General features: G+C 59.5%; 25 protein-coding genes and 2 pseudogenes. 13 read left to right on the top strand and 14 right to left on the bottom strand.

What is annotated here, in order from left to right; translation table 11 throughout:
• Positions 1-188 precede the first annotated feature (188 nt).
• Positions 189-866: a ribonuclease T gene (rnt, locus tag BZ163_RS22355; RefSeq protein WP_064679478.1), complete on the bottom strand. Its 678-nt coding sequence runs from the start codon at positions 864-866 to the stop codon at positions 189-191.
• Positions 863-1908 (bottom strand): annotated as a pseudogene (pyrC, locus tag BZ163_RS22350) (dihydroorotase). Before pyrC ends, rnt begins: the two are co-directional and overlap by 4 nt.
• Positions 1909-2067: 159 nt before the next feature.
• On the opposite strand from pyrC, the gene BZ163_RS22345 reads away from it, so the two are divergent.
• Entirely contained in the window at positions 2068-2976 is a 909-nt protein-coding gene (locus tag BZ163_RS22345; RefSeq protein WP_128872625.1) for an OmpA family protein, read from the top strand.
• A gap of 128 nt (positions 2977-3104) precedes the next feature.
• Complete coding sequence (locus tag BZ163_RS22340; RefSeq protein WP_007898502.1) at positions 3105-4322, top strand: argininosuccinate synthase; 1218 nt, start codon at positions 3105-3107, stop codon at positions 4320-4322.
• A 148-nt stretch (positions 4323-4470) separates the two neighbouring features.
• Here the strand turns inward: BZ163_RS22340 and BZ163_RS22335 are convergent, their stop codons facing one another.
• Positions 4471-5169, bottom strand: coding sequence for a hypothetical protein (locus tag BZ163_RS22335; RefSeq protein ID WP_128872624.1), 699 nt, complete (start codon positions 5167-5169; stop codon positions 4471-4473).
• Between the two features lie 494 nt (positions 5170-5663).
• Between BZ163_RS22335 and BZ163_RS22330 the strand changes: the two genes are divergently transcribed.
• Positions 5664-6290, top strand: coding sequence for a response regulator transcription factor (locus BZ163_RS22330; protein WP_128872623.1), 627 nt, complete (start codon positions 5664-5666; stop codon positions 6288-6290).
• Between the two features lie 88 nt (positions 6291-6378).
• Here the strand turns inward: BZ163_RS22330 and BZ163_RS22325 are convergent, their stop codons facing one another.
• From BZ163_RS22325 to BZ163_RS34930, 9 genes and pseudogenes are all read right to left on the bottom strand, one after another.
• Positions 6379-6558, bottom strand: a complete 180-nt coding sequence (locus BZ163_RS22325) for a PA3496 family putative envelope integrity protein (RefSeq protein WP_007898493.1) — start codon at positions 6556-6558, stop codon at positions 6379-6381.
• 107 nt (positions 6559-6665) lie between these two features.
• A complete protein-coding gene (nth, locus tag BZ163_RS22320; RefSeq protein WP_128872622.1) occupies positions 6666-7304 on the bottom strand; it encodes an endonuclease III in 639 nt (212 codons plus the stop codon).
• 25 nt (positions 7305-7329) lie between these two features.
• Positions 7330-7917: an Rnf-Nqr domain containing protein gene (locus BZ163_RS22315; protein ID WP_128872621.1), complete on the bottom strand. Its 588-nt coding sequence runs from the start codon at positions 7915-7917 to the stop codon at positions 7330-7332.
• On the bottom strand, positions 7910-8521 hold the full coding sequence (locus tag BZ163_RS22310; RefSeq protein ID WP_128872620.1) for an RnfABCDGE type electron transport complex subunit G: 612 nt from the start codon (positions 8519-8521) through the stop codon (positions 7910-7912). Before BZ163_RS22310 ends, BZ163_RS22315 begins: the two co-directional genes overlap by 8 nt.
• Complete coding sequence (locus tag BZ163_RS22305) at positions 8518-9510, bottom strand: RnfABCDGE type electron transport complex subunit D (protein ID WP_128872619.1); 993 nt, start codon at positions 9508-9510, stop codon at positions 8518-8520. The genes BZ163_RS22310 and BZ163_RS22305 overlap by 4 nt, the downstream gene beginning before the upstream one ends.
• Positions 9511-10111: 601 nt before the next feature.
• A pseudogene (gene rsxB / locus BZ163_RS36550) lies at positions 10112-10486 on the bottom strand (electron transport complex subunit RsxB); the annotation flags it as partial.
• 17 nt (positions 10487-10503) lie between these two features.
• Entirely contained in the window at positions 10504-11073 is a 570-nt protein-coding gene (locus BZ163_RS22295) for an electron transport complex protein RnfA (protein WP_128872617.1), read from the bottom strand.
• Between the two features lie 143 nt (positions 11074-11216).
• Positions 11217-13268: a methionine--tRNA ligase gene (gene metG / locus BZ163_RS22290; protein ID WP_128872616.1), complete on the bottom strand. Its 2052-nt coding sequence runs from the start codon at positions 13266-13268 to the stop codon at positions 11217-11219.
• A 9-nt stretch (positions 13269-13277) separates the two neighbouring features.
• Positions 13278-13442: a hypothetical protein gene (locus tag BZ163_RS34930; RefSeq protein ID WP_168187395.1), complete on the bottom strand. Its 165-nt coding sequence runs from the start codon at positions 13440-13442 to the stop codon at positions 13278-13280.
• A gap of 66 nt (positions 13443-13508) precedes the next feature.
• Between BZ163_RS34930 and apbC the strand changes: the two genes are divergently transcribed.
• Entirely contained in the window at positions 13509-14603 is a 1095-nt protein-coding gene (gene apbC / locus BZ163_RS22285) for an iron-sulfur cluster carrier protein ApbC (protein ID WP_128872615.1), read from the top strand.
• Between the two features lie 65 nt (positions 14604-14668).
• Here apbC and BZ163_RS22280 read toward each other — a convergent pair whose 3' ends face one another.
• Positions 14669-15427 carry an SDR family oxidoreductase gene (locus BZ163_RS22280; RefSeq protein WP_128872614.1) on the bottom strand — a complete coding sequence of 253 codons (759 nt, stop codon included), beginning with the start codon at positions 15425-15427 and terminating at the stop codon, positions 14669-14671.
• A 163-nt stretch (positions 15428-15590) separates the two neighbouring features.
• On the opposite strand from BZ163_RS22280, the gene BZ163_RS22275 reads away from it, so the two are divergent.
• From BZ163_RS22275 to groL, 4 genes are all read left to right on the top strand, one after another.
• Complete coding sequence (locus BZ163_RS22275) at positions 15591-16322, top strand: HugZ family protein (protein WP_128872613.1); 732 nt, start codon at positions 15591-15593, stop codon at positions 16320-16322.
• Positions 16323-16388: 66 nt separating this feature from the next.
• On the top strand, positions 16389-16865 hold the full coding sequence (locus tag BZ163_RS22270; RefSeq protein ID WP_128872612.1) for an FxsA family protein: 477 nt from the start codon (positions 16389-16391) through the stop codon (positions 16863-16865).
• Positions 16866-17110: 245 nt separating this feature from the next.
• Positions 17111-17404, top strand: coding sequence for a co-chaperone GroES (locus BZ163_RS22265; protein WP_008155545.1), 294 nt, complete (start codon positions 17111-17113; stop codon positions 17402-17404).
• Between the two features lie 49 nt (positions 17405-17453).
• On the top strand, positions 17454-19097 hold the full coding sequence (gene groL, locus BZ163_RS22260) for a chaperonin GroEL (protein ID WP_027922861.1): 1644 nt from the start codon (positions 17454-17456) through the stop codon (positions 19095-19097).
• Positions 19098-19201: 104 nt separating this feature from the next.
• Here groL and BZ163_RS22255 read toward each other — a convergent pair whose 3' ends face one another.
• A complete protein-coding gene (locus BZ163_RS22255; RefSeq protein WP_128872611.1) occupies positions 19202-19945 on the bottom strand; it encodes a phosphatase PAP2 family protein in 744 nt (247 codons plus the stop codon).
• Between the two features lie 220 nt (positions 19946-20165).
• Between BZ163_RS22255 and colR the strand changes: the two genes are divergently transcribed.
• The 5 genes from colR (at position 20166) to BZ163_RS22230 (ending at position 23895) form a co-directional block, all read left to right on the top strand.
• Entirely contained in the window at positions 20166-20849 is a 684-nt protein-coding gene (colR, locus tag BZ163_RS22250) for a two-component system response regulator ColR (RefSeq protein WP_128872610.1), read from the top strand.
• The gene (locus BZ163_RS22245; protein WP_128872609.1) at positions 20839-22119 is read left to right on the top strand and encodes a HAMP domain-containing sensor histidine kinase; all 1281 of its coding nucleotides are present in this window, start codon (positions 20839-20841) and stop codon (positions 22117-22119) included. Before colR ends, BZ163_RS22245 begins: the two co-directional genes overlap by 11 nt.
• Positions 22120-22276: 157 nt before the next feature.
• Entirely contained in the window at positions 22277-22948 is a 672-nt protein-coding gene (locus tag BZ163_RS22240) for a class I SAM-dependent methyltransferase (RefSeq protein WP_128872688.1), read from the top strand.
• Positions 22949-22951: 3 nt separating this feature from the next.
• Positions 22952-23665: a lipopolysaccharide kinase InaA family protein gene (locus BZ163_RS22235; RefSeq protein WP_128872608.1), complete on the top strand. Its 714-nt coding sequence runs from the start codon at positions 22952-22954 to the stop codon at positions 23663-23665.
• Between the two features lie 2 nt (positions 23666-23667).
• Positions 23668-23895 (top strand): hypothetical protein, encoded by a 228-nt coding sequence (locus BZ163_RS22230; protein ID WP_128872607.1) that lies wholly within the window; start codon positions 23668-23670, stop codon positions 23893-23895.
• The last annotated feature ends 176 nt before the right edge of the window (positions 23896-24071 follow it).

Below are 24071 nucleotides of genomic sequence, written 5' to 3'. Positions count from 1 at the left end.
GCAGGTTCGAGGCATAAAAAAACCGGCCCTGGAGGCCGGTTTTTTTATGGGCGGGATATTTGCCGCCCAACGCAACCCCCCTGTAGGAGCTGCTTGCAGCGAAGGCGTCTGTCGCCTCACCCATGAGTTGCGGTGTATGGGAGGGACCCTTCGCTGGCAAGCCAGCTCCTACGGGGGAGGCGTTGCGGTCAGTCGTTGAAATCTTCCCAGCCGCCCATCTGTTTCCAGCGATTGACGATGCCGCAGAACAGCTCGGCCGTCTTCTCGGTGTCATAACGAGCCGAATGAGCCTCGCGACCGTCGAAGTCGATATCGGCGGCCTGGCAAGCCTTGGCCAGAACGGTTTGGCCGTAAGCCAGGCCTGCGAGGGTGGCGGTATCGAAACTGGAGAACGGGTGAAACGGGTTGCGCTTCATGTCCAGGCGCGCAACCGCTGCGTTAAGGAAGCCCAGGTCGAAGCTGCTGTTGTGCCCGACCAGAATCGCCCGCTTGCAACCGTTGGCCTTCAGGGCCTTGCGGATACCGCGGAAGATATCGGTCAGCGCCGCTTCTTCACTCACGGCCATGCGCAGCGGGTGATCGAGTTTGATCCCGGTGAATTCCAGCGCAGCGGCTTCGATGTTCGCGCCTTCAAACGGCTCGACGCGAAAGAAGTAGGTGTGATCGGGGTAAACAAACCCTTTTTCATCCATGGCGATGGTGGTGGCGGCAATTTCCAGCAAGGCGTCAGTGGCAGAGTTGAAACCCCCGGTTTCAACGTCGACAACAACGGGCAGGTATCCACGGAAGCGCTCAGCCATCGGGTGGCGCGAGCCACCTCCGCCGCCTTGACCGTCCTGTTCGTCGTCGAAATGGTCTTCACTCACGCGTGTTCCTCCAGCAGGCGCCAGCGCAGTTTTTCACCGGCGCGCAGCGGGATAACGGTCAGCTCGCCAAATGGCAGGCTGGTTGGGGCGTCCACTCTTCGCGGACCAGGGTGATGCGATCGGTGTTCACCGGCAGGCCGTAGAAGCGCGGGCCGTTGAGGCTGGCGAACGCTTCGAGCTTGTCCAGCGCGTTACGCTGTTCGAAGGCTTCGGCGTACATCTCGATCGCGGCATAAGCGGTGTAGCAACCGGCACAGCCGCATGCGGCTTCCTTGGCGTGCTGGGCATGGGGCGCCGAGTCGGTGCCGAGGAAGAACTTGTCGCTGCCGCTGGTGGCGGCGTCGAGCAGCGCTTCCTGGTGCGTGTTGCGCTTGAGGATCGGCAGGCAGTAGAAGTGCGGCCGAATCCCGCCCACCAACATATGGTTGCGGTTGTACAGCAGGTGATGGGCGGTGATGGTCGCGCCGACGTTGGCCGAGGCCTCATTGACGAACTGCACGGCGTCAGCGGTGGTGATGTGTTCGAACACCACCTTGAGCGTCGGGAAACGCTCGACCACACGACGCATGTGCTCGTCGATGAAGATTTTTTCGCGATCGAACACGTCGACGTCGCCACGGGTGACTTCACCGTGTACCAGCAAGGGCATCCCGACTTCGGCCATGGCCTCGAGTGCAGGGAAAATCTTGTCGATGCTGGTGACGCCAGAGTCCGAATTGGTGGTCGCGCCGGCCGGATACAGTTTGGCGGCGTGAATGAAACCGCTGGCCTTGGCCTCGCGAATTTCTTCGGGCTGGGTACGGTCGGTCAGGTACAGCACCATCAACGGTTCGAAACGACTGCCGGCCGGGCGTGCAGCGAGAATCCGCTGGCGATAGCCGTCGGCTTCAGCGGCGTTGCGCACCGGAGGTACCAGGTTGGGCATGATGATGGCGCGACCAAAGGTGCGCGCGACATCCGCAACGGTATTGGTCAACACGGCACCATCGCGAAGATGAATGTGCCAGTCGTCGGGACGCAGCAGGGTCAGGCGGTCGGACATGAGGGGATTCCAGGCGGGTCAAACTCTGGGGAATGCTACCGGAAAAGACTCTTCCAGGCACTCGCTATCAAGTTTTGCGGGAAGCTTCCGATATCCAACAGGTCTGCCGTGAACATTTGTGTGTCGGTCTTTTTGTTGTAGAAGCCAGTGGAGCCTCCCGTGCGCCAGCGTTATTTAGTCTTGCTCAGTGTGTTCGCCAGCCTTCCTGCGATGGCGCTCACATTCCAGACTCGCCTGGAGAGCAGCGAGTGGACGGTCGAAGGTGACAAGTTCGAATGCCGCCTGACTCAGCCGATCACCGATTTTGGCTCGGGTGAGTTCGTGCGCCGCGCCGGTGAGCAGGCGACGTTTCGGCTCAACTCTGATAACGCGATGATCGGCGGCGGTTCGGCGACCTTGCTGGCGGCCGCTGCGCCATGGCAGCCGGGGCGTGGCGACATCAACCTCGGTGCCGTGCAAATCGGTAGCGGCAATGTGCTGTTCAACAGTTCGCACGTACAGGCCGGGCGCTTGATCAGTGGCTTGATGGACGGCCGCAGTCCGGTGGTGCGGCATTATTCGGGCGATGGCCGGGTATCGGAAGTGCGTCTGTTGCCGGTCAAGTTCAACAAGGCTTTCAACGAATACCAGGGCTGTGTGGCGAAGCTGCTGCCGAAGAATTTCGAGCAGATCAGACAATCCCGGATCGGCTTCCCCGGCGAGGGCATCGAGCTCGACGCGCAGGCCAGGGCACAATTGCAAATGATGCTGGCGTTCATGCAGGCCGACCCGACGGTCAATCACATCGAGCTCGATGGTCACTCCGACAACAGCGGCAACCGCTTGACCAACCGGGACCTGTCGCGGCGCCGGGCCCTGGCGGTCATGGAGTTCTTCAAGGCCAATGGTGTTCAAGCGTCGCAGATCACCCTGCGCTTCCACGGCGAACGTTATCCATTGGCGCCAAACACCACGGCCGCCAACCGGGCGAAGAACCGTCGGGTCATTGTCCAGCTCGCGCGGGTGGCGCCGACCGAAAAACCGTCCCCCCGCGCCACGGCTACGGCGAGCGCGGCATCGACGTCCTGAACGCGCGGCGATCGTCGCTCGCTTGACATAATCTGTCGCTTCGTCGTCATAAGCTGTCGCGCCTCTGTAAATTATTCTGCATGACCGGTAGACTTGACGGCTTTCCGTAAACCCCGTGGAGTGATGGCATGGCGGACGTAAACAAGGTCGTTCTGGCGTATTCCGGCGGCCTGGACACTTCGGTGATCCTCAAGTGGCTGCAGGATACTTATAACTGTGAAGTCGTGACCTTCACCGCTGACCTGGGTCAGGGCGAAGAGGTCGAGCCGGCCCGCGCCAAGGCTCAGGCCATGGGCGTAAAAGAAATCTACATCGATGATCTGCGCGAAGAATTCGTGCGTGATTTCGTGTTCCCGATGTTCCGCGCCAACACCGTTTACGAAGGCGAGTACCTGTTGGGTACTTCCATCGCTCGTCCGTTGATCGCCAAGCGCCTGATCGAAATCGCCAACGAAACCGGCGCTGACGCCATTTCCCATGGCGCGACCGGCAAGGGTAACGACCAGGTGCGTTTCGAACTGGGCGCCTACGCCCTGAAGCCAGGCGTGAAGGTCATCGCTCCGTGGCGCGAATGGGACCTGCTGTCCCGTGAAAAGCTGATGGATTACGCTGAAAAGCACAACATCCCGATCGAGCGTCACGGCAAGAAAAAATCCCCGTACTCGATGGATGCCAACCTGCTGCACATCTCCTATGAAGGCGGCGTGCTGGAAGACACCTGGACCGAGCACGAAGAAGACATGTGGAAATGGACCGTCTCCCCGGAGAAGGCTCCCGACAAGGCGCAGTACCTGGAACTGACCTACCGCAACGGCGATATCGTCGCGCTGGACGGCGTCGAAATGACCCCGGCTACCGTGCTGGCGACCCTGAACCGCATCGGTGGCGAACACGGTATCGGTCGTCTCGACATCGTCGAGAACCGCTACGTCGGCATGAAGTCCCGTGGCTGCTACGAAACCCCTGGCGGCACCATCATGCTGCGCGCCCACCGTGCGATCGAATCGATCACCCTGGACCGCGAAGTGGCTCACCTCAAGGATGAGCTGATGCCGAAATACGCCAGCCTGATCTATACCGGTTACTGGTGGAGCCCTGAGCGTCTGATGCTGCAACAGATGATCGATGCCTCCCAGGCCCATGTGAACGGCGTTGTGCGCCTGAAGCTGTACAAGGGCAACGTGATCGTCACCGGCCGCAAGTCCGACGAATCGCTGTTCGACGCCAACATCGCGACCTTCGAGGAAGATGGCGGCGCTTACAACCAGGCCGATGCGGCGGGCTTCATCAAGCTCAACGCCTTGCGCATGCGTATTGCGGCGAACAAAGGCCGCAAGCTGTTCTGAGACCTCAGATAGCGCAGTGCAACCTGCGTCATTGAATCAGTGGCCCTGTCGTTGACAAGGCCACTGATCTGAAGGGGGGGTGTTCTGCCTGACATTGCGCTGCCGCGTACTGATGACTGTCCTGTCTGCCTCTACCGGTCTTCAATCGCTATTGACTGTCTTGTGTCAATGGATGCGTTTGTTCAATGACCGTCACGCCATTTGAATTCAAATTGTAAGCAAGATAGAGCGCTGCACCACTGTGTTTCTTTGTGTTTCCTGCAGGTTTGAAGGGGCGCTCTTTCAGCAGCCTCTGTGATTCATTGCAGGTGATGAACACGATGGCGTGTGCAGCTTTCCCCTGTTCTTGTCGAATATTTTCCAGCGAGGCGCCCATCTCGATGTGTTGGCTCATCCCGCGAATATCGACGATGTACAGGTCTTTGAGGCGCTCCGGCAGGCGGACGTAATGCTCCGGCGCGGCCTGTAGATCCGTCCCACGTGGGTCCTGTGCGTAATCGGGGGGAGGCGTGGAGCCGCGATCAATCGTCGATTGCCTTCGGGCCGGGTTTTTATGGGTCGTCCTGGACTCACGCTTTCCCGGATGCTCCGTCTTGCTCATGGCTTTTATGAAGTGCTCGCCGTTTTCAAAATCGGAAGGCGCGTAAAGCGACCGATAGTTGAAGTTGAGTGTGGCAAAGAAAAGAAACAGCAGATAAAAAGGAAAGCTGATCAAGAACCAGACGTAGATATCCCGGTCTTCATCATCAAGGAAGGGCAGGGAGACAGCTGCTGAAGTTTCCGACAGCGTTGCGAATATCGCGATGAGTGTCAGGGGGTTGGTGATCTTCTGTTTTATATGTTCCATGTTTTATTCTCATTGAAGTTGGTCTTTTCTCTTGGGTTTGTGGGAGAGGTTTTGGTCTGCTGCTTGGGATGGTAACTGCTTGTTAGTGTTTCGGGTATATCTGTTTCATTGTATTAGCGTCTAGTGGTTGTTTGGCTGTATGCATGAGAGGGCACGGAATGGGCAACATTATTAATGTGCGTCCTGGGCCGGAAAATATCGGTTACTTTTCAGGATAGTTCAAACGTCGTTGCAAGGCGGATTTTCGGTGTCCGAGTCTTTTTGTTGATTTTATGGTTGCAAATCGATACAAAAAAACGGTGAAGAATTGCAAGTCGAGCGCCTGACCAGTTTCCTGATGCAGAATATTCAAGGAATTTTTGTAGGAATAATCTGTGTTGTGTGTAGGGAATGTCTTTTGCTGTGGATGGCCGGGGGGGGCGGCATGCCACGGGTGAAACGACTAGGCTATTGTGCGGGCTCTAAAAATTCGAACAGCGAAATTGGACTTGCCCATGAATAAAGTGCTGATCGTGGATGATCACCCCGTCATTCGTCTAGCGGTACGTATGCTGATGGAACGTCATGGCTACGAAGTCATTGCAGAAACAGATAATGGCGTGGATGCGTTACAGCTTGCCCGCGAACTTATGCCCGATATTGTCATTCTGGATATTGGCATTCCGAAACTCGATGGGTTGGAAGTCATTGCGCGTCTGGCATCGGCAGCCATGCCGATAAAAGTATTGATATTGACGTCCCAGGCCCCGGGACATTTCTCCATGCGTTGCATGCAATCGGGGGCTGCCGGATATGTCTGCAAGCAACAGGATCTCACTGAATTGCTCAGCGCGATAAAGGCTGTATTGTCAGGCTACAGTTATTTTCCGAATCAAGCCCTGCACACGGTGCGTTCCAGTATGGGCAATGCCAGTGAGTCCGATATGGTGGATCGTCTGTCGGGGCGGGAAATGATGGTGTTGCAGCAATTGGCCCGCGGAAGGACCAACAAGGAGATTGCCGACGGCATGTTCCTTAGCAATAAAACCGTCAGCACTTACAAGACGCGCTTGTTATTGAAGCTCAATGCGCGCTCCCTGGTCGATCTGATCGAATTGGCGCAACGCAATGGTCTGGTGTGACGGCGGCAACGTACACGATAGGCGTCAGGCGATTATCAGAGGGGCGGCACTGGGTAAAAAGCCTCCGTTTCGGGAGGCTTTCAAGGTGTCATAGATCAAAATCGTAATCGGCCAATTGCTTTTGCAGTCGGCGCTCCTCCAGCAGATTGTCAATGGTGCGGCGTTTACTGAGGTTGGTCTTTGCCACTTCAACCACTGGCTCGGCGTCATCAGCCTCAACGGGGGTGAAGTCGTCTTCTACGTCCAATTGCTCTTTGCCAGTACTCATAGGGTCAACTCCAGGCTAAGACTGCCTTTGGCGCTCCTTATATCGACATTCGTGCGGCGGGTAAAAAAGATTTTTTCAATCGATAAATCGAAAAAACTAATAGCGCCTCAATCGTCGGAGGTCTTGTGCTTGTATTCGCACAGGTCTTCAATCCGGCAACTGCCACAGCGGGGCTTGCGAGCCAGGCAGACGTAGCGACCGTGGAGAATCAGCCAGTGATGAGAATCGAGCAGGTATTGCCTGGGCACGAACTTCATCAGTTTCGTCTCGACCTCGACCACATTCTTGCCCGGAGCAATCCCGGTACGGTTGCTGACCCGGAAAATATGGGTGTCCACGGCCATGGTCAGCTGACGGAATGCCGTATTGAGCACCACGTTGGCCGTTTTGCGACCGACACCGGGTAGCGCTTCCAGCGCTTCACGGGTTTGCGGCACTTCGCCGCCATGACGCTCCACGAGCAAGCGACAGGTCTCGATCACATTTTTCGCTTTGCTGTTGAACAGTCCGATCGTCTTGATGTACTCCGACAATCCCTCGACGCCCAAGGCATGAATCGCGGCAGGCGTATTGGCCACCGGATAGAGTTTGGCGGTGGCCTTGTTGACGCCGACATCGGTCGACTGCGCCGAAAGAATCACGGCGATCAGCAGTTCGAACGGCGACGAGTAGGCCAGTTCGGTTTTCGGTTCCGGGTTGTCTTCGTGAAACCTGCGGAAAATTTCCAGACGTTTTGCAGCATTCATGAACAGTGATTTTCCTCGAAGACAGTCAGTGTGAAGGTGTCGGGTGCGCCCAGGCCTGCCAGGCGGCGAGCAGCAGCCCGAGCAGAATGAATCCACCGGGCGCCAGGATAGCCAGGCGTACCCCACCGTCGGCGGTCAGGACCCAGCCTTGCCAGTCCGGTTGCGCGGCGCCAGCCAGCCACGGCAGGTGGCCGCCCAGTGTCCCGCTGCCCAACAGCTCTCGCAGAAAACCCATACCCATCAGTAACGCACCGAACAGGCCGCACAGGCGCAGGCGATCACGCCCTGTGCGCTGGAAAAAACCGGTCTGGTCCATGACGACGCATTGCAAGGCGATCAATCCTGCATACCAGCCCATCTGTTGATGCCATTGAAGCGACCAGGCCTGCGCCCCGAGTTCAGCGCAACTGGTCAGCGTGGCCGCCAGCAAGACGCCAGCCAGCACGTGGGTCGCCGGAATCAGTCGAGCGCGCAAGGCGCCCATGCACAGGCCAAAGGCACTGCTTACCATGATGAACATCAGCCACAAGCCCAGCGCCTTCATCAGTGAGTCCGTCGCGCCGATCAGGGGGGCCAGCATCAGCGAGTGTTGCAGGGGCGATGAGTTATTCATGGGCACTGCTCCCGAGCAGCTGTTGCGAGTGTTGATCAAAGTAGCGCAACGCGTCATGAATGGCGTTGATCACCGCTCTTGAAGTGATGGTCGCGCCAGCGATCTGATCGAATGTCCCCTGATCTTTTTTCAGCGCCCAGCCCGCATCGCCAGGTTCGGCTTGCGATTTACCCGCAAAGACCTGAAGCCAGGCGTTGGGCCAGTCGGCAATCCTGCCGCCCAGCCCCGGCGTTTCCGATTGATTGAGGGTTTTGACGCCCAGCAACCGGCCATTGGCACCGATGGCGATCAGCAGTTCGATTGAGCCTGCATAGCCCAGGGTCTGGCTGCGCAGCAATACGGCGCTGGGTTGGCCGGCCTTGGTCGCGCGGTAGCCACCCAGCAGCATGCTTTCTGGCAAGCCTGTTCTTGCAAGGCTGAGGGGCTGTTCCAGCGGCTGATTGTCATAACTGTCAGGGGGCAGCACGTCGAGCAGGTGGCGACTGTCGATCAGACGCTGTTCAGCCGCAATGCGCGGCGCGCTAGTGAGCTGCACGAGGTAGGTCGCGCCTGTTCCCAGGCCCGCCAGCAACACCAGGATCACGCCACTCGACGCTCGGCTCATGGTTCAACCCGCTCCTGCCTGGCCGCGGCAATCCGCTCCAGCGCCGGTACGCACAGGTTCATCAGCAGTACGGCAAAAGCTACGCCGTCCGGATAGCCGCCCCAGGTGCGCAGCACATACGTCAGCAGCCCCACGCCCGCGCCGAACAGCAGACGGGCTCCGGGGCTTTTGGCGCCGGATACCGGTTCGGTGACAATAAAGAATGCCCCCAGCATGCTCGCGCCAGTGAGCAGATGAAACAGCGGTGAGCCATGGGAATCGGAGCCGGTGCCGTTCCAGCACAGCAGACTGATCACGAACAGGCTGGCCAGCATGCCGACCGGCGCGTGCCAGCTGAACACCCGCCGTTGCAGCAGAAACGCGCCGCCCGCCAAAAAGGCCAAGTTGACCCATTCCACGCCACGCCCGCCGAACCGGCCGAATGCCGGGTTATCGGCGAACAGTTCGTCCATGGTCAGGCTGTTGTTGATCCGCAGGCTGTCCAGTGCGGTGGCCTGGGCCCAGGCATCCGGTGCCTGGCCGGGACTGAAACCGAACACCTGCCGCAAGCCACTGAGCAGGTCCATGCCATGGGATGATGGCCAATGGGTCATCTGCTGGGGAAAGGCCACCAGCACCAGGGCAAAACCGAGCATGGCCGGGTTGAACGGGTTCTTGCCGACGCCACCATACAGGTGCTTGCCAAACACCAGCGCAAAAGCCACCGCACTGACCGTCAGCCACCACGGGCAATAAGGCGGCAAGGCCAGTGCCAGCAGCGTCGCACTGACCAGCGCGCTGCAGTCGCTCAAGGTCGGTTTGATGGGGCGCTTGCGCAGCCGCAATACCAGCGCTTCAACCGCCAATGCGGTCACTCCCGCCAGCAGCAGGTTGATCAACACGCCCCAGCCATTCCACCAGAACAACACCAGCATTCCCGGCACCGTGGCCAGCAAAACCTGCGTCATGGCCTGCTGAAGGCGTTCGTCGGCCGGTTCAGGCAGTGGCATGGGCATCCACCTGCTGCTCGGCTTCAGTCACCGCGCGCTCCAGCGCTGCAATGTGTTCGGCCGGTGCTTCACTGGCTTGAGCTTTCTTGAGTTCGGCGCGGCGCATGGCCAATTGGATCTTCGCCCGATTCAGCTGCGCATTCTTCACCGGGGCCACAGGCGCCGGGGCAGGTGCAGCAGTGCTCTCCAGTCTGGCCAGGGCTTGCTCGGCGGCCTCGAACTGCTGTTGCAGCACGATCAGTTGCGATTGCTGATCGAACGTCGGCGGATGCCCGAAAGCCTTGAGCGATTTATTCAGTTGCGCGCGGCTCATCGCCAGATCGATCTTGGCCTTTTTCAGTGCGGCATCGGCATTGGCGGCCTTTTGCGCGCGCACGCGTTCCAGGGCTGCCTGCACCGGATCGAGCGCCACGTCACTGTACTGCGGCACGGCGCGTTGCGCCCGGGCTTGGCGCTCGGCGAGTTTCTGTTGTTCTTCACGACGCAAGCGGGCGTTGCGCTGTTCAAACCGGCGCCGCGCGTGATTGCGTTTGGCGGCGCGAGCCTGTTGCTGTTCAAGACTGAACGCCAGGCCGCCGACCACCGGCACTACCGTGGCCAGCGGCAACGGTCGCATCTCGATGCAATCCACCGGGCAGGGCGCTACACAGAGGTCGCAACCGGTGCATTCGTCGACGATGACCGTGTGCATCAGTTTGGCTGCACCGACGATGGCGTCCACCGGGCACGCCTGGATGCATTTGGTGCAACCGATGCACTCGGCCTCGCGGATGTAAGCGATTTGCGCGGGAGCCGCACCGCGACTGGTGTCCAGCTCCAGCACCGGCACCTTCAGCAGGTCTGCCAGGGCCGCGATGGTTTCGCTGCCGCCCGGCGGGCACTTGTTGATCGACTCGCCGCTGGCGATGCCTTCGGCGTAGGGCTTGCATCCGGGGTGGCCGCACTTGCCGCATTGGGTCTGCGGCAAGAGGGCGTCGATGCGTTGAATCAGACTCATGTTTTGATCAGCCCGCTGAATCCGAGAAAAGCCACTGCGATCAGTCCGGCGCCGATCAGATCGATCGGCAGGCCGCGAAAGGGCAGGGGGATATCGTTATCGAGTGTGCGCTGGCGCAGGTCGCTGAACAGACTCAGCACCAGCCAGAAACCCAGCCCGGCGCCGAGGCTCAGGGCTGTGGCGTGAAAGAATCCCTTGTCATTTTGCACATTGATCAGCGCCAGGCCGAGTACTCCGGCGTTACCCAGCAGCAGCGGCCAGAGGCCTTCGAACGAGAGTTTCTCAAACAGCCGTGCAAGCAGCTTCAACAAGGGCGCGATCAACAGCACGCTCAGTGGCAGAAATACGAACAGGCGCAGCGGCGTCAGCCCCAAAGGCACCAGCAGCCAGTGATAAAGCGCGTAGCTCGACAGGCCGACAATCAGCATCAGGCACGTCGTCGCAATGCCCAGCGCATGCACCTGGTGGCGCTCGCTGCCCAGCAGCGGATCGACGCCCAGCGGCCAGTGCAACACGAGGTTGTTGATCAGGGCGGCGCTGATAAGCGTAAGCAGTATCTCGGTCATGATCGTGCCGGCAAGAACGGGGGCTTTCCAATGGAGCTGTCTAACAAGGTTAGGCATTATCCGGCAAGGACGGAGGGTGGGCCAGACATGAAAATCCCACAGGCGCGCCAGGCACGACTGTGGGATCGATTTACCGCAGGGTGTTACTTGATGCGCTGACCTGGCTTGGCGCCGCTGTCAGGGCTGAGCAGGTAGATTTCTTCACCGCCGGGACCGGCGGCCATCACCATGCCTTCGGAGATGCCGAACTTCATTTTGCGCGGCTTGAGGTTGGCGATCATCATGGTCAGGCGACCATCGAGCTTGGACGGATCCGGGTAAGCGCTCTTGATCCCGGAGAACACGTTGCGTTGCTCGTCACCGATGTCCAATGTCAGGCGCAGCAGCTTGTCGGCACCTTCCACGTGTTCGGCCTTGACGATCAGCGCGACGCGCAAGTCGACCGCGGCAAACGCGTCGAACTCGATCTCCGGCGACAGCGGATCCTTGGCCAGCTCGCCGTTGCCGGCAGGCGCGGCATTGCCGGTGTCGGTCTGGCTGGCGGTCAGGTCTTCTTTCGACGCATCCGTCATGGCTTGCACTTTCACCGGGTCGATACGGGTCATCAACGGCTTGAACTCGTTCAACTGATGGTTGCTGAGCAAGGTCGCGTGGTCGTTCCAGGTCAGCGGCGCGACGTTGAGGAACGCCTCGGCGTCGGCGGCCAGCAGCGGCAATACCGGCTTGAGGAAGATCACCAGTTGGCGGAACAGGTTGATGCCCAGGGCACAGATGGCCTGAACTTCTTCCTGCTTGCCTTCCTGTTTGTTCAGCGACCACGGCGCCTTGTCGGCGATCCAGGCGTTGGCGCGGTCGGCCAGGCCCATGATCTCGCGCATGGCGCGGGCGAAGTCGCGAGCCTCGTAGGCTTCGGCAATGCTCGGCGCAGCGGCGAGGAAGGCTTCAGTCAGTTCCGGCGCGGCGTTACCGGCCACCAGCACACCCGCGTTGCCTTTGTGGATGAAGCCGGCGCAACGGCTGGCGATGTTGACGACTTTACCGACCAGGTCGGAGTTGACCTTCTGCACGAAGTCTTCGAGGTTCAGGTCCAGGTCGTCGACGCCACGGCCGAGCTTGGCCGCGTAGTAGTAACGCAGGTATTCCGGCGACAGGTGATCCAGGTAGGTCCGGGCCTTGATGAAGGTGCCGCGGGACTTGGACATTTTCTGACCGTTGACGGTCAGGTAGCCGTGCACGTTGATGCCGGTCGGTTTACGGAACCCGGCGCCTTCGAGCATGGCGGGCCAGAACAGCGCGTGGAAATTGACGATGTCCTTGCCGATGAAGTGATACAGCTCGGCGGTGGAGTCTTTGTTCCAGAACGCATCGAAGTCCAGTTCCGGCTTGCGGTCGCACAGGTTCTTGAAGCTGGCCATGTAGCCGATCGGCGCATCCAGCCAGACATAGAAGTACTTGCCCGGCTCGTCGGGGATCTCGAAACCGAAGTACGGCGCATCACGGGAGATGTCCCATTGTTGCAGGCCGGCATCGAGCCATTCGGCGATCTTGTTGGCCACGGCTTCTTGCAGGGTGCCGCTGCGGGTCCAGGCCTGCAGCATTTCCTGGAAGTCCGGCAGCTTGAAGAAGAAGTGCTGGGAATCCTTGAGCACCGGGGTGGCGCCGGAGATCGCCGACTTCGGATCCTTCAGGTCGGTCGGTGCGTAGGTCGCACCGCATTTTTCGCAATTGTCGCCATACTGGTCTTCGGTGCCGCATTTCGGGCAGGTGCCCTTGATGAAGCGGTCGGCCAGGAACATTTTCTTTTCCGGATCGAAGTACTGCGTGATCGAACGCGTGGCGATGTGCCCGGCGTCGCGCAGCTTCAGGTAGACCTGGCTCGACAGCTCACGGTTTTCTTCGGCGTGAGTGGAGTGGAAATTGTCGAAGTCCACCAGGAACTCGGCAAAGTCGGCGCTGTGTTCAGCCTGGACGTTGGCGATCAGTTGTTCCGGAGTGATGCCTTCCTTCTCCGCGCGCAGCATGATGGCCGAACCGTGGGCGTCGTCGGCGCAGACATAAATGCATTGATTGCCGCGGTGCTTCTGGAAGCGCACCCACATATCGGTCTGGATGTATTCCAGCATGTGGCCAAGATGGATCGAACCATTGGCATAGGGCAGGGCGCTGGTGACGAGGATCTTGCGTGGCTCGGACATGGGGCTCGGCTACTTGATGAAACGGAGGTCGGCCACTATAAAGCGCTGGCGCATATTTTTCACCCCGTGAGCCTGTTTCATCTTGTAGGAGCCAGGCTTGCCGGCGAAGGCATTCCCGAGTACGCCTCCGCCGACAAGCCGGGCCACCACAAAAATCGCGATCTTTTTGGGCATCCCGCCAGACCATCAGAACAGGTACGATACTCGCCTGATTTTCCAGTCTTGCTATCGGAGTTGCCCATGAGCGCCGTCAATCGCGCAGCGGTGGAAGCCGTCCTTCGCCAATACACCGACCCCTACCTGAACCAGGACCCGGTCAGCGCCGGGTGCGTGCGCAGCATCGACCTCCAGGGCGATCGTGTCAGCGTCCAGCTGGAGCTGGGTTACGCCGCCGGCCTGTTCAAGAGTGGCTGGGCGCAAATGCTGCAAATGGCCATCGAACAGCTCGACGGCGTGACCAGCGCCCGTGTCGAGATCACCAGTGTGATCGCCGCGCACAAGGCTCAGGCACAGATTCCCGGCCTAGCCAACGTCAAGAACGTGGTGGCCGTGGCGTCCGGCAAGGGCGGTGTGGGCAAATCCACCACCGCCGCCAACCTGGCCCTGGCACTGGCCCGCGAAGGCGCCAAGGTCGGGATTCTCGACGCGGACATCTACGGTCCGAGCCAGGGCATCATGTTCGGTATCCCCGAAGGTACCCGACCGAAGGTCAAGGATCAGAAATGGTTCGTGCCGATCGAGTCCCATGGCGTCGAAGTGATGTCCATGGCGTTCCTGACCGACGACAACACGCCGATGGTCTGGCGCGGGCCGATGGTTTCCGGGGCGTTGTTGCAACTGGTCACTCAAACGGCCTGGGGCGACCTGGATTACCTGGTCATCGACATGCCCCCTGGCACCGGCGACATCCAGTTGACCCTGGCGCAGAAAGTCCCGGTGGCCGGTGCGGTGATCGTGACCACGCCGCAGGACCTGGCACTGCTGGACGCGCGCAAGGGTGTGGAGATGTTCCGCAAGGTCAACATCCCGGTGCTGGGCGTGGTGGAAAACATGGCTGTGCACATCTGCTCCAACTGTGGGCATGCCGAGCATCTGTTCGGTGAGGGCGGAGGGGTGAAGCTGGCCAACCAGTACGGCGTCGAACTGTTAGCCTCGTTGCCGTTGGCAATGGCTATCCGCGAACAGGCCGATGGCGGCAAGCCGACAGTGATCGCCGAGCCGGACAGCCCGATTGCGCTGGTGTACCAGGAACTGGCTCGCCATGTCGGCGCGCGGATTGTGTTGCAGGAAGCGGTGACGCCGGCAATGCCGAATATCACCATCAGCGACGATTGATTCGCTGAAGAAACGCGGTCCAATTGTGGGAGCGGGCTTGCTCCCACATTTATTTTGCGGTGGTCTTAAATGCGCATCCCGCCATCCAACTCCAGTATCCGCCCGGTGTAATAGTCGTTCTCGAAGATATACGCCGCCGAATGAGCAATCTCCTCCGGCGTGCCCATGCGCTTGAGCGGGATCCCGGACGTCATCTTCTCCAGCGCTTCCGGTTTCATCCCCAGGGTCATTTCGGTTTCGATAAAGCCCGGTGCAATGCCCGCCACACGAATGCCGTAGCGTGCCAGTTCCTTCGCCCAGGTCACGGTGGCTGCAGCCACCCCGGCCTTGGCGGCGGAGTAGTTGGTCTGGCCGACGTTACCGGCGCGGGAGATCGACGAAATATTGATGATCGTGCCGCCCGTCTGCAGCTCGATCATTTTCGCCGCGACTTCCCGGGTGCACAGGAACACGCCGGTCAGGTTGACGTCGATGACCGCCTGCCATTGGGCCAGGCTCATTTTGGTCATCGCGCCATCCTTGACCTTGACCAGCAGAGCGTCGCGCAGGATCCCGGCGTTGTTGACCAGGCCATGGATCGCACCAAAATCGTCGGCCACTTGGGCGACCATGTGCGTCACTTGCTCTTCGTCGGCGACGTTGCACAAGTAGGCGCGGGCTTCGACGCCCTTGGCCTGGCACGCGGCGACGGCGTCGTCGAGTTTTTCCTGGTTCAGGTCCACCAGCGCCAGCTTCGCGCCAAGGCCGGCGAAATACTCGGCCATGGAGCGACCTAAACCCTGGCAACCGCCCGTGATAATGATTACTTTGTCAGTGAGTTGCATTCGCATGCCCCAATAGCAGGTCAGAGTGGTTTTCCTCCTGGATAGCCTCTCGATCTGCACCTGATGTGGCCTGGTTGCACATGAGAACTGCCCGCTGGCGTGCTGGAACTTATCCCAGATGCCCGTCCGTTTTTTTGACGGATTCTATATAAGGAGTCATAAATTGAGCGTTGAAGCGGCCAAGAATGCACGAGAATTGCTTCTCAAGGAATACCGTGGAGTGCTCTCGACGCATTCCAAGGCGATGCCCGGTTTCCCGTTTGGCTCGGTGGTTCCGTACTGTCTGGACGGACAGGGTTGGCCGCTGATCCTTATCAGCCGCATCGCCCAGCACACCCACAATCTGCAAAAGGACCCCAAATGCTCACTGTTCGTCGGCGAGCGCGGGGCCGAAGACGTGCAAGCCGTTGGTCGCCTGACCTACCTCGCCGAAGCGGAAAAGCTCGAGGACGAGGCCGCCATCGAAGCAGCGGCTGAGCGTTACTACCGCTATTTCCCTGATTCGCAGAGCTACCACAAGGCCCACGATTTCGATTTCTGGGTACTCAAGCCTGTGCGTCACCGTTACATCGGCGGTTTCGGCGCCATTCACTGGGTCGACCAGTTGACCCTGGCCAACCCGTTCGCCGGCAAGGCCGAGGCGAGCATGGTCGAGCACATGAATGCCGATCACGCCAAAGCCATCGCCCACTACGTCGAACTGGCCGGCTTGCCGAAGAGCGAACCGGCGCAACTGGCGGGTATCGACACCGAGGGCATGCACCTGCGCATTGGCCAGGGCCTTTACTGGCTGCCGTTCCAGGCGCCATGTAATACGCCGACACAAGTGCGGGAAGCCTTGGTTTTTCTGGCTCACGCCGAGCATTGGCCGAAAAATACAGTGGCCGACGCTTGAATTCATGCAACGGCGACGTCATCTAGGGGAGACTGGCAAGGCATTCTTGCGTTGAGGAACCATTTGATGCGCCCTTTTTTATTGCTCTTTGTACTGTTTCCGGTGTTGGAGCTGTTCGTATTCGTCAAGGTGAGCGGGGCGATCGGGTTTTTCCCGGCCCTGCTGCTGGTCATTCTCGGCTCGATGTTCGGCGTGTTCGTGCTGCGTATCGCCGGTCTGGCCACTGCACTGCGTGCCCGTGAAAGCCTGAACCGCGGCGAGCTGCCGGCCCAGACCATGCTCGAAGGCCTGATGCTGGCCCTGGCCGGCGGTCTGTTGATCCTGCCGGGCTTCGTCACTGACGTGCTGGGCCTGATCATGCTGCTGCCGATCTCCCGCCGGCTGCTGGCCAATAAAATGCGCCAGCGTGCCGAGGAACAGGCGATACGCCAGCGTGCGTTCGCCGATGACCTGCAACCCCGTGGCGGTCCGGCTCCGCGTCAGCCCCTGGGGCGCGAACCGGACGTGATCGAAGGCGAGTTCGAACACCGCGATCCCAAGTAATCGTTTCAGCACACGGCACCTTCGGGTGCCGTGTTCATTTTGGTGCGACAACCTGAAAAATTTTTGACCCCCGCCCTTGTAATAGGCTTGTCCGCCCTTATGTAACTGTCACCGCAAGGTTTCTGGCAATTACGCCAGACAGACTTCCGCGGTTCGCTTGCCGAACCGCACCCGGCTTCGCCGGATTTGTTAAACCCGCCGGGACTACACCGGCCGATGAAAACCTCAATTAGGAGAGATCGACAATGAAGCTTCGTCCTCTGCATGACCGCGTCGTCGTCCGTCGCAGCGAAGAAGAAAAGAAAACCGCTGGCGGTATCGTCCTGCCAGGTTCGGCTGCTGAAAAGCCAAACCAGGGCGAAGTCCTCGCTGTAGGCCCGGGCAAAGCACTGGAAAACGGTGAAGTGCGCGCGCTGGCCGTGAAAGTGGGTGACAAGGTTGTGTTCGGCCCTTACTCCGGCAGCAACACCGTGAAAGTCGACGGCGAAGACCTGCTGGTCATCGGCGAGAGCGAAATCCTCGCTGTTATCGAAGGCTGAATCCCCGCTCATTTTCCCGCTACTACAAAGTATTTAAGGAATATCGATCATGGCTGCTAAAGAAGTTAAATTCGGCGATTCCGCCCGCAAGAAAATGCTCGCCGGTGTCAACGTCCTGGCTGACGCAGTAAAAGCGACCCTGGGCCCTAAAGGCCGTAACGTGATCATCGAGAAGAGCTTCGGCGCTCCGACCATCACCAAGGACGGCGTGTCCGTTGCAAAAGAAATCGAGCTGAAAGATCGCTTCGAAAACATGGGCGCGCAGCTGGTCAAAGACGTTGCCTCCCGTGCCAACGATGACGCAGGCGACGGCACCACCACCGCTACCGTTCTGGCTCAATCGATCGTCAACGAAGGCCTGAAAGCCGTCGCTGCCGGCATGAACCCGATGGACCTGAAGCGCGGTATCGACAAAGCGACCATCGCCATTGTCAAAGAGCTGAAAGCCCTGTCCAAGCCTTGCGCTGACACCAAGGCGATCGCTCAGGTCGGCACCATCTCGGCCAACTCCGACAACTCCATCGGCGACATCATTGCCGAAGCCATGGAAAAAGTCGGCAAAGAAGGCGTGATCACCGTTGAAGAAGGCTCGGGCCTGGAAAACGAACTGTCGGTTGTTGAAGGCATGCAGTTCGACCGTGGCTACCTGTCCCCGTACTTCGTCAACAAGCCAGAGACCATGACTGCCGAGCTCGACGGTCCGCTGATCCTGCTGGTCGACAAAAAGATCTCGAACATCCGCGAAATGCTGCCAGTACTGGAAGCCGTTGCCAAAGCCGGCCGTCCGCTGCTGATCGTGGCCGAAGACGTTGAAGGCGAAGCCCTGGCGACTCTGGTTGTGAACAACATGCGTGGCATCGTTAAAGTCGCAGCCGTCAAGGCTCCAGGCTTCGGCGACCGTCGCAAGGCCATGCTGCAGGACATCGCTGTTCTGACTGGCGGTACCGTTATCTCCGAAGAGATCGGCCTGAGCCTGGAAAGCACTACCCTGGAACACCTGGGTAATGCCAAGCGCGTGATCCTGTCCAAAGAAAACACCACCGTGATCGACGGTGCCGGCGTTGAGGCTGACATCCAGGCTCGCGTTCTGCAGATCCGTCAGCAAGTGGCTGATACTTCGTCCGACTACGACCGTGAAAAACTGCAAGAGCGTCTGGCCAAGCTGTCCGGCGGCGTTGCAGTGATCAAGGTTGGCGCTGGTTCCGAAGTAGAAATGAAAGAGAAGAAAGCCCGCGTTGAAGACGCCCTGCACGCTACCCGTGCAGCCGTTGAAGAAGGCGTGGTACCTGGCGGCGGCGTGGCACTGGTTCGCGCTCTGCAGGCTATCTCCGAGCTCAAAGGCGACAACGATGACCAGAACGTTGGCATCCAGTTGCTGCGTCGCGCTGTTGAAGCGCCACTGCGCCAGATCGTTGCCAACTCCGGCGACGAGCCAAGCGTGGTTGTCGACAAGGTCAAGCAGGGTTCGGGTAACTACGGTTACAACGCTGCGACCGGCGAATACGGCGACATGATCGAAATGGGTATCCTGGACCCGGCTAAAGTGACTCGTTCGGCTCTGCAGGCGGCTTCGTCGATTGCCAGCCTGATGATCACCACCGAAGCCATGATCGCCGAGATCAAGGACGACGCTCCAGCTGGCGGCGGCATGCCAGACATGGGCGGTATGGGCGGCATGGGCGGCATGATGTAAGCCAGCCTTACCCCTGTAAAAAAGCCCCGTCTGCGAAAGCAGGCGGGGTTTTTTATTGCCCGGATTTTGACAGTCACACCGGTCGCACAATGTTGATCTTTGTTTCAGGCGCTGACCGGTTCTGTCTTGGTAACCCGATCAACCTTCACCGCCGGGCGATACAAGATGTAGTAATACGACCCCAGGCAAATCAGCCAGCAAAAAATCGCCGTCCACACGTTGTGCGAAAAGAAATGCGCCCCCTGCATCATCCGGCCGATGGAAAACACCGAGCCCAATGCGAAAGCGAAGACAAACGCCGTGCGCGCCAGGCGCGGACGACGGTCACGCAGCACAAAGAACAACGCAAACAGCGTGAACCCGGTCGCGGCATGCCCGCCAGGCCAGCAACGGCCGGGTTTGTCGGTTGGCGGCCGTGGGCTGAGCAGCTCGCTGTAGGTTTCATGACCGCCGAACTGTTCAAGGCTCCACGGGCATTGCACCGCGGTCAGCGCCTTGACTGGCGTGACAAAGGAGGTGGCCAGCGCCAGGGACAGCACCAGGCAGCCCAGTTCCCGTTTGATCGGCTTGAGCCTGTCGATGAAAAAAGAGCCGACAAAACCGACGATGGCCAACACCGAGAAGGCAATGACCGCTTGCTTGGCGCGGTCGTGCAGGATGTCTTCGAGGAAGTAACTGTGGCGCCCTGTGAAATCACCTGCGACCGGGTCATAGAACAGCCGGGCCAGGTCCATGTCCAGGGACGTCAGTTCCAGCAGTGACAGAATGATCGCCGCGATGGCAGGGACACCCAGGCACACCCGGAAATTGAGCGGGCGCGAGGCGGGGTGGGCAGTGGTCGACACCATGGCAATTCCTTGGTCAGTGAAATGTTCTGAAAAGCGCAGCCGCGCGGAGTCTGGGCATCTTCCTGTCGTCAGCCTGTGAACCACCAGTGAAAAAGTCGTTAAGCCCTTTAACCGGGGCGTGGCCAGGATCTGCAACTGCACGCAGTTCTGGCCCTGAGCCCCGCTTGGCCTTAAGCTGCGCGGGCCAAGACGGCCGTTACTGTGTACGCAGGAGGTTCCCATGAGAATTCTATTGGTTGAAGACAACCGCGATATCCTGGCCAATCTGGCCGATTACCTGGGGCTCAAGGGTTATACCGTGGATTGCGCGCAGGACGGATTGTCAGGTCTGCACCTGGCGGCCACCGAGCATTACGACCTGATCGTGCTCGACATCATGTTGCCCGGCATCGATGGCTACACCCTGTGCAAGCGCCTGCGCGAAGACGCCCGCCGCGACACCCCGGTGATCATGCTCACCGCTCGCGATCAACTGGACGACCGCTTGCAAGGCTTCAAGTCCGGTGCCGACGATTACCTGATCAAACCCTTTGCCCTGTCTGAACTGGCGGCGCGCATCGAAGCGGTCATGCGTCGGGCCCAGGGTGGCGGTCGCCGCACCTTGCAGGTCGGCGATCTGAACTACGACCTCGACACCCTGGAAGTCACCCGCGAAGGGCGGTTGCTGAAACTCAATCCGGTAGGCCTGAAGTTGCTGGCCGTGCTGATGCAGAAAAGCCCTCACGTGTTGCGCCGGGAAATTCTCGAAGAGGCGCTGTGGGGCGACGACTGCCCGGACAGCGACAGCCTGCGCAGCCATGTCCACCAATTGCGCCAGGTGATCGACAAACCGTTCGCCAAGCCCTTGCTGCAAACCGTGCACGGTGTCGGCTATCGCTTGGCCGAGGGCCGTGATGGAGTTTAGACAAAGCCTTGCGCAACGGATCATCATCGCCTTTGCGCTGATGAGCGCATTGGTGGCAGGGGCCTTCGCCATGGGCATTGTGGCGACCGTGCACCTGGTGGAAGAGAAATTGATTTCGGCAGGTCTGGGCGGCGATCTGCAACGCCTGCTGCTGATGGACAGTGTGTCGGACTGGAGCCATCGCCCGGAGCCGGACCAACTGTTCTATTTCAGTGGCGGGCCGGGCGACTTCGATTTGCCCAAGGATCTGCGCCACCTGGACCCTGGTTTTCACGAAGTGTTTCGCGAGCAGCTGTCGTACCACGCGATGGTCGAAGTGGTCGACGGCCGACATTACGTGCTGATGCAGGACCAGAGCGATTTCGAGGAGCGCGAGCGGGTGCTGTTTGCCGTGGTCCTGGTGGGTTTCGTGCTGAGCCTGGCGTTGGCGGTGTTTCTCGGCTGGGTACTGGCGCGCAAGGTCATGGCGCCGGTGGTGCGGCTGGCCCGTCAGGTCCGTCACCGCGACCAATTGTTGGGGCTGGCGCCACCGCTGGCACCGGATTACGCCGCCGATGAAGTCGGGGAGCTGGCCGTCGCCTTCGACGCCACCTTGGGGCGCTTGCGCCAGGCGTTGTCCCGCGAGCGGTTGTTTACCAGTGACGTCAGCCACGAATTGCGCACGCCGTTGATGGTGCTGGCCAGCTCCTGTGAGTTGTTGCTGGAAAATCCCGGTCTCGATCAACGGGGTCGCGCCCAGGTCGAGCGAATCGCCCGTGCCTGCGAAGAAATGCGAGAGCTGGTGCAAACCTTCCTGATGCTGGCCCGTGCGCAACGTGACGACGCCAGCATGGCGCCGCAACAAACCTTGAACCAGGTGGCTGACGGGCTGCTCCATCTGTGGCGCGAGCCGATCGAGGCCAAGGGGCTGAGCCTGATCTTCGAAGCGGGGGAGCCGGCATCCACGCGCTACAACGCCACCCTTCTGCACGCCGTCATGGGCAACCTGCTGCGTAACGCGTTGCATTACACCGAACGCGGGTTCATCCGCTTGACCTTGACGACCAGCGGTTTCATGGTCGAGGACAGTGGCGTCGGCATTCCCGAGGAAAAACGCGAAGCGATGTTCGAGCCATTCGTGCGGGGCAGCGAGAAGCGCGGCGAGGGCCTGGGGTTGGGTCTGTCGCTGGTGCAGCGGATTTGCGAAAACCAGGGTTGGAACGTCAGTCTGACGAACATGGAACCCAACGGCTGCCGCTTTCAGGTGGAGTTGAGCCAGGGCGCATCCTGATCAAGTGTTTCGCTGATGGCCCAGAGCTATCACTGTCTCCATGTAAAACCTCGCAATAATTCGACATTTTACATGACAATTTTTTCACAAAGGCATGACCTGGCGCCGACACGGCGCTGCCTATCGTGAGTCCATCAGTTGTTCTGGAGACCTGATGATGGACGACGGCCCGATCAAACTCGACTTTTCCGAAAAGTACGACGATCAACACGCTCAACACTACTTGCGCAAGCATCAGGCCGGCCTCGCTCGCCGCCTGTCGCATTGGCGTGATGAGCAAGTGGCGCGACAGGCGCTCAAGCTGGTTGGGGAGCCGGGGCTGGTCCTTGATTTACCCTGTGGCGCGGGGCGTTTCTGGCCGTTGCTCGCGGAAAAAGCCAATCGCGCCATCATCGGAGCCGACAACTCCGAAGCGATGATCAAGATTGCCTTGCAGGCGCAACCTGCCGACGTGGTGAAACGGGTACAACCCTTGCACACTTCTGCTTTCGACATCGCTTTGCCGGATAACGCCGTCGACAGCATTTTCTGCATGCGGTTACTCCACCACATCGGTGAAGCCGAGCATCGACTGGCCATTTTGCGTGAATTCGAGCGCGTCACCCGTGACAGCGTGATTCTTTCATTGTGGGTGGACGGCAACTTCAAAGCGTGGAAACGCAAGCGGCTTGAAGGTACCCGTGGGCAGGTCAGTTACCAAAATCGTTTTGTGTTACCGGCTGCTACGGTCGAAAAGGAATTCGAGCAGGCGGGTTTCCGTATCCAGCAACGACTGGATTTTTTACCGCTCTATGCCATGTGGCGAGTTTACGTATTACGCAAGAGGTAACAGATGGCAGTGCAATGTGCAGCAGGATCGCAAATCGCTCCCCAGGAGCGCTTCGACTACTACTGGAATCTGCGCGGCGAATGGGTAGAAGAGCCCAACGTCCGGCGCGGTGGAGAAAGTGGTGTGCAGCGCGTTCGCGGCAGCGATGGAAACCTGCTCTACACTAAACGACAGACCGGGCACATTTATCGCAGCTGGCGGTATCCGTTCGGTCGGCCGACGGTATTGCGCGAACGTGATGCGCTGATCGGTCTGAGCCGGATCGACGTGCGCGTTCCCGAAATTGTGTTCTGCGGTGCGCAGCGCGACCCGGTACACAAATGGCGAGCCCTGCTGGTGACCAAGTCACTGGACGGCTTTGAGGAACTCGAACATTGGTACGCCGGCGGCGGTCGTGAACGTCACGGTGAAGCGGTGCATGATCGCGTGCTCAAGGATCTGGCCGAGAATCTGGCCCGCATGCACAAGGGCCGTTTGCAGCACAGCTGCCTTTACATCAAGCACGTGTTCGTCCGGGTCACCGGCGAGGGCGATGCGGCCAGGGTCGAGGTGGCCTTGATCGACCTGGAGAAGTGCCGGCTGCGGTTGACCGCCCGTAGCGCCGCCACCCATGACATGAAGCAATTGCGCCGCCACTCGTCGTTCAGCACGACGGACTGGCAAAAACTCATCTACTTTTATGAGACGGCGTTTGGCAGCGCTATCAAGGGTTTATAGCAATGAAACTCGAAATTGCACGAGGTTTATTTTTGATAGGAGCCTTGGCAGTTGCTTCCCTGGCGCTGGCGGTTTGGGAGCAGCCTCGCCCGCGCGTCCTCAGCTCGATGAACGCGGATGCGCGTTGTCCATTGCCACGGGCTGCGAAGGCAACCGTGGTCACCCAACCCGATCATGATTTATTGCTGTTCATGTTCGGACTTTCTCAAGGACTGAGGCCGAAGAGTTGAACCGATTGAAGCCCAAATAAAAGGCCTCGCTAATGCGAGGCCTTTTTAATTCCCGTGTCTCAAGACTTGCACCAACCCCTGTAGGAGCGAGCTTGCTCGCGATGGATCCAAGAACACCGCATGTTATCCAGCAAACACGCGTTATCGTTGGCGACCATCGCGAGCAAGCTCGCTCC

The organism is Pseudomonas sp. VI4.1 (assembly GCF_002029345.1).
Lineage (GTDB): Bacteria > Pseudomonadota > Gammaproteobacteria > Pseudomonadales > Pseudomonadaceae > Aquipseudomonas.
Note: the sequence above shows the minus strand (reverse complement) of the source record. Positions and strands in the feature narration are given on the sequence as shown.

What these genes read in the sequence shown, in the direction of transcription:
- apbC (WP_128872615.1), top strand. Translation starts at nt 13,509, where the DNA reads ATGAGCGCCGTCAATCGCGCAGCGGTGGAAGCCGTCCTTCGCCAATAC.
- BZ163_RS22240 (WP_128872688.1), top strand. Translation starts at nt 22,277, where the DNA reads ATGGACGACGGCCCGATCAAACTCGACTTTTCCGAAAAGTACGACGAT.
- colR (WP_128872610.1), top strand. Translation starts at nt 20,166, where the DNA reads ATGAGAATTCTATTGGTTGAAGACAACCGCGATATCCTGGCCAATCTG.
- groL (WP_027922861.1), top strand. Translation starts at nt 17,454, where the DNA reads ATGGCTGCTAAAGAAGTTAAATTCGGCGATTCCGCCCGCAAGAAAATG.
- BZ163_RS22330 (WP_128872623.1), top strand. Translation starts at nt 5,664, where the DNA reads ATGAATAAAGTGCTGATCGTGGATGATCACCCCGTCATTCGTCTAGCG.
- BZ163_RS22305 (WP_128872619.1), bottom strand. Translation starts at nt 9,510, where the DNA reads ATGCCACTGCCTGAACCGGCCGACGAACGCCTTCAGCAGGCCATGACG.
- BZ163_RS22270 (WP_128872612.1), top strand. Translation starts at nt 16,389, where the DNA reads ATGCGCCCTTTTTTATTGCTCTTTGTACTGTTTCCGGTGTTGGAGCTG.
- BZ163_RS22340 (WP_007898502.1), top strand. Translation starts at nt 3,105, where the DNA reads ATGGCGGACGTAAACAAGGTCGTTCTGGCGTATTCCGGCGGCCTGGAC.
- nth (WP_128872622.1), bottom strand. Translation starts at nt 7,304, where the DNA reads ATGAATGCTGCAAAACGTCTGGAAATTTTCCGCAGGTTTCACGAAGAC.
- BZ163_RS22235 (WP_128872608.1), top strand. Translation starts at nt 22,952, where the DNA reads ATGGCAGTGCAATGTGCAGCAGGATCGCAAATCGCTCCCCAGGAGCGC.
- BZ163_RS22295 (WP_128872617.1), bottom strand. Translation starts at nt 11,073, where the DNA reads ATGACCGAGATACTGCTTACGCTTATCAGCGCCGCCCTGATCAACAAC.
- BZ163_RS22265 (WP_008155545.1), top strand. Translation starts at nt 17,111, where the DNA reads ATGAAGCTTCGTCCTCTGCATGACCGCGTCGTCGTCCGTCGCAGCGAA.
- BZ163_RS22230 (WP_128872607.1), top strand. Translation starts at nt 23,668, where the DNA reads ATGAAACTCGAAATTGCACGAGGTTTATTTTTGATAGGAGCCTTGGCA.
- BZ163_RS22325 (WP_007898493.1), bottom strand. Translation starts at nt 6,558, where the DNA reads ATGAGTACTGGCAAAGAGCAATTGGACGTAGAAGACGACTTCACCCCC.
- metG (WP_128872616.1), bottom strand. Translation starts at nt 13,268, where the DNA reads ATGTCCGAGCCACGCAAGATCCTCGTCACCAGCGCCCTGCCCTATGCC.
- BZ163_RS22335 (WP_128872624.1), bottom strand. Translation starts at nt 5,169, where the DNA reads ATGGAACATATAAAACAGAAGATCACCAACCCCCTGACACTCATCGCG.
- BZ163_RS22245 (WP_128872609.1), top strand. Translation starts at nt 20,839, where the DNA reads ATGGAGTTTAGACAAAGCCTTGCGCAACGGATCATCATCGCCTTTGCG.
- BZ163_RS34930 (WP_168187395.1), bottom strand. Translation starts at nt 13,442, where the DNA reads ATGCCCAAAAAGATCGCGATTTTTGTGGTGGCCCGGCTTGTCGGCGGA.
- BZ163_RS22280 (WP_128872614.1), bottom strand. Translation starts at nt 15,427, where the DNA reads ATGCAACTCACTGACAAAGTAATCATTATCACGGGCGGTTGCCAGGGT.
- BZ163_RS22315 (WP_128872621.1), bottom strand. Translation starts at nt 7,917, where the DNA reads ATGAATAACTCATCGCCCCTGCAACACTCGCTGATGCTGGCCCCCCTG.
- BZ163_RS22255 (WP_128872611.1), bottom strand. Translation starts at nt 19,945, where the DNA reads ATGGTGTCGACCACTGCCCACCCCGCCTCGCGCCCGCTCAATTTCCGG.
- BZ163_RS22310 (WP_128872620.1), bottom strand. Translation starts at nt 8,521, where the DNA reads ATGAGCCGAGCGTCGAGTGGCGTGATCCTGGTGTTGCTGGCGGGCCTG.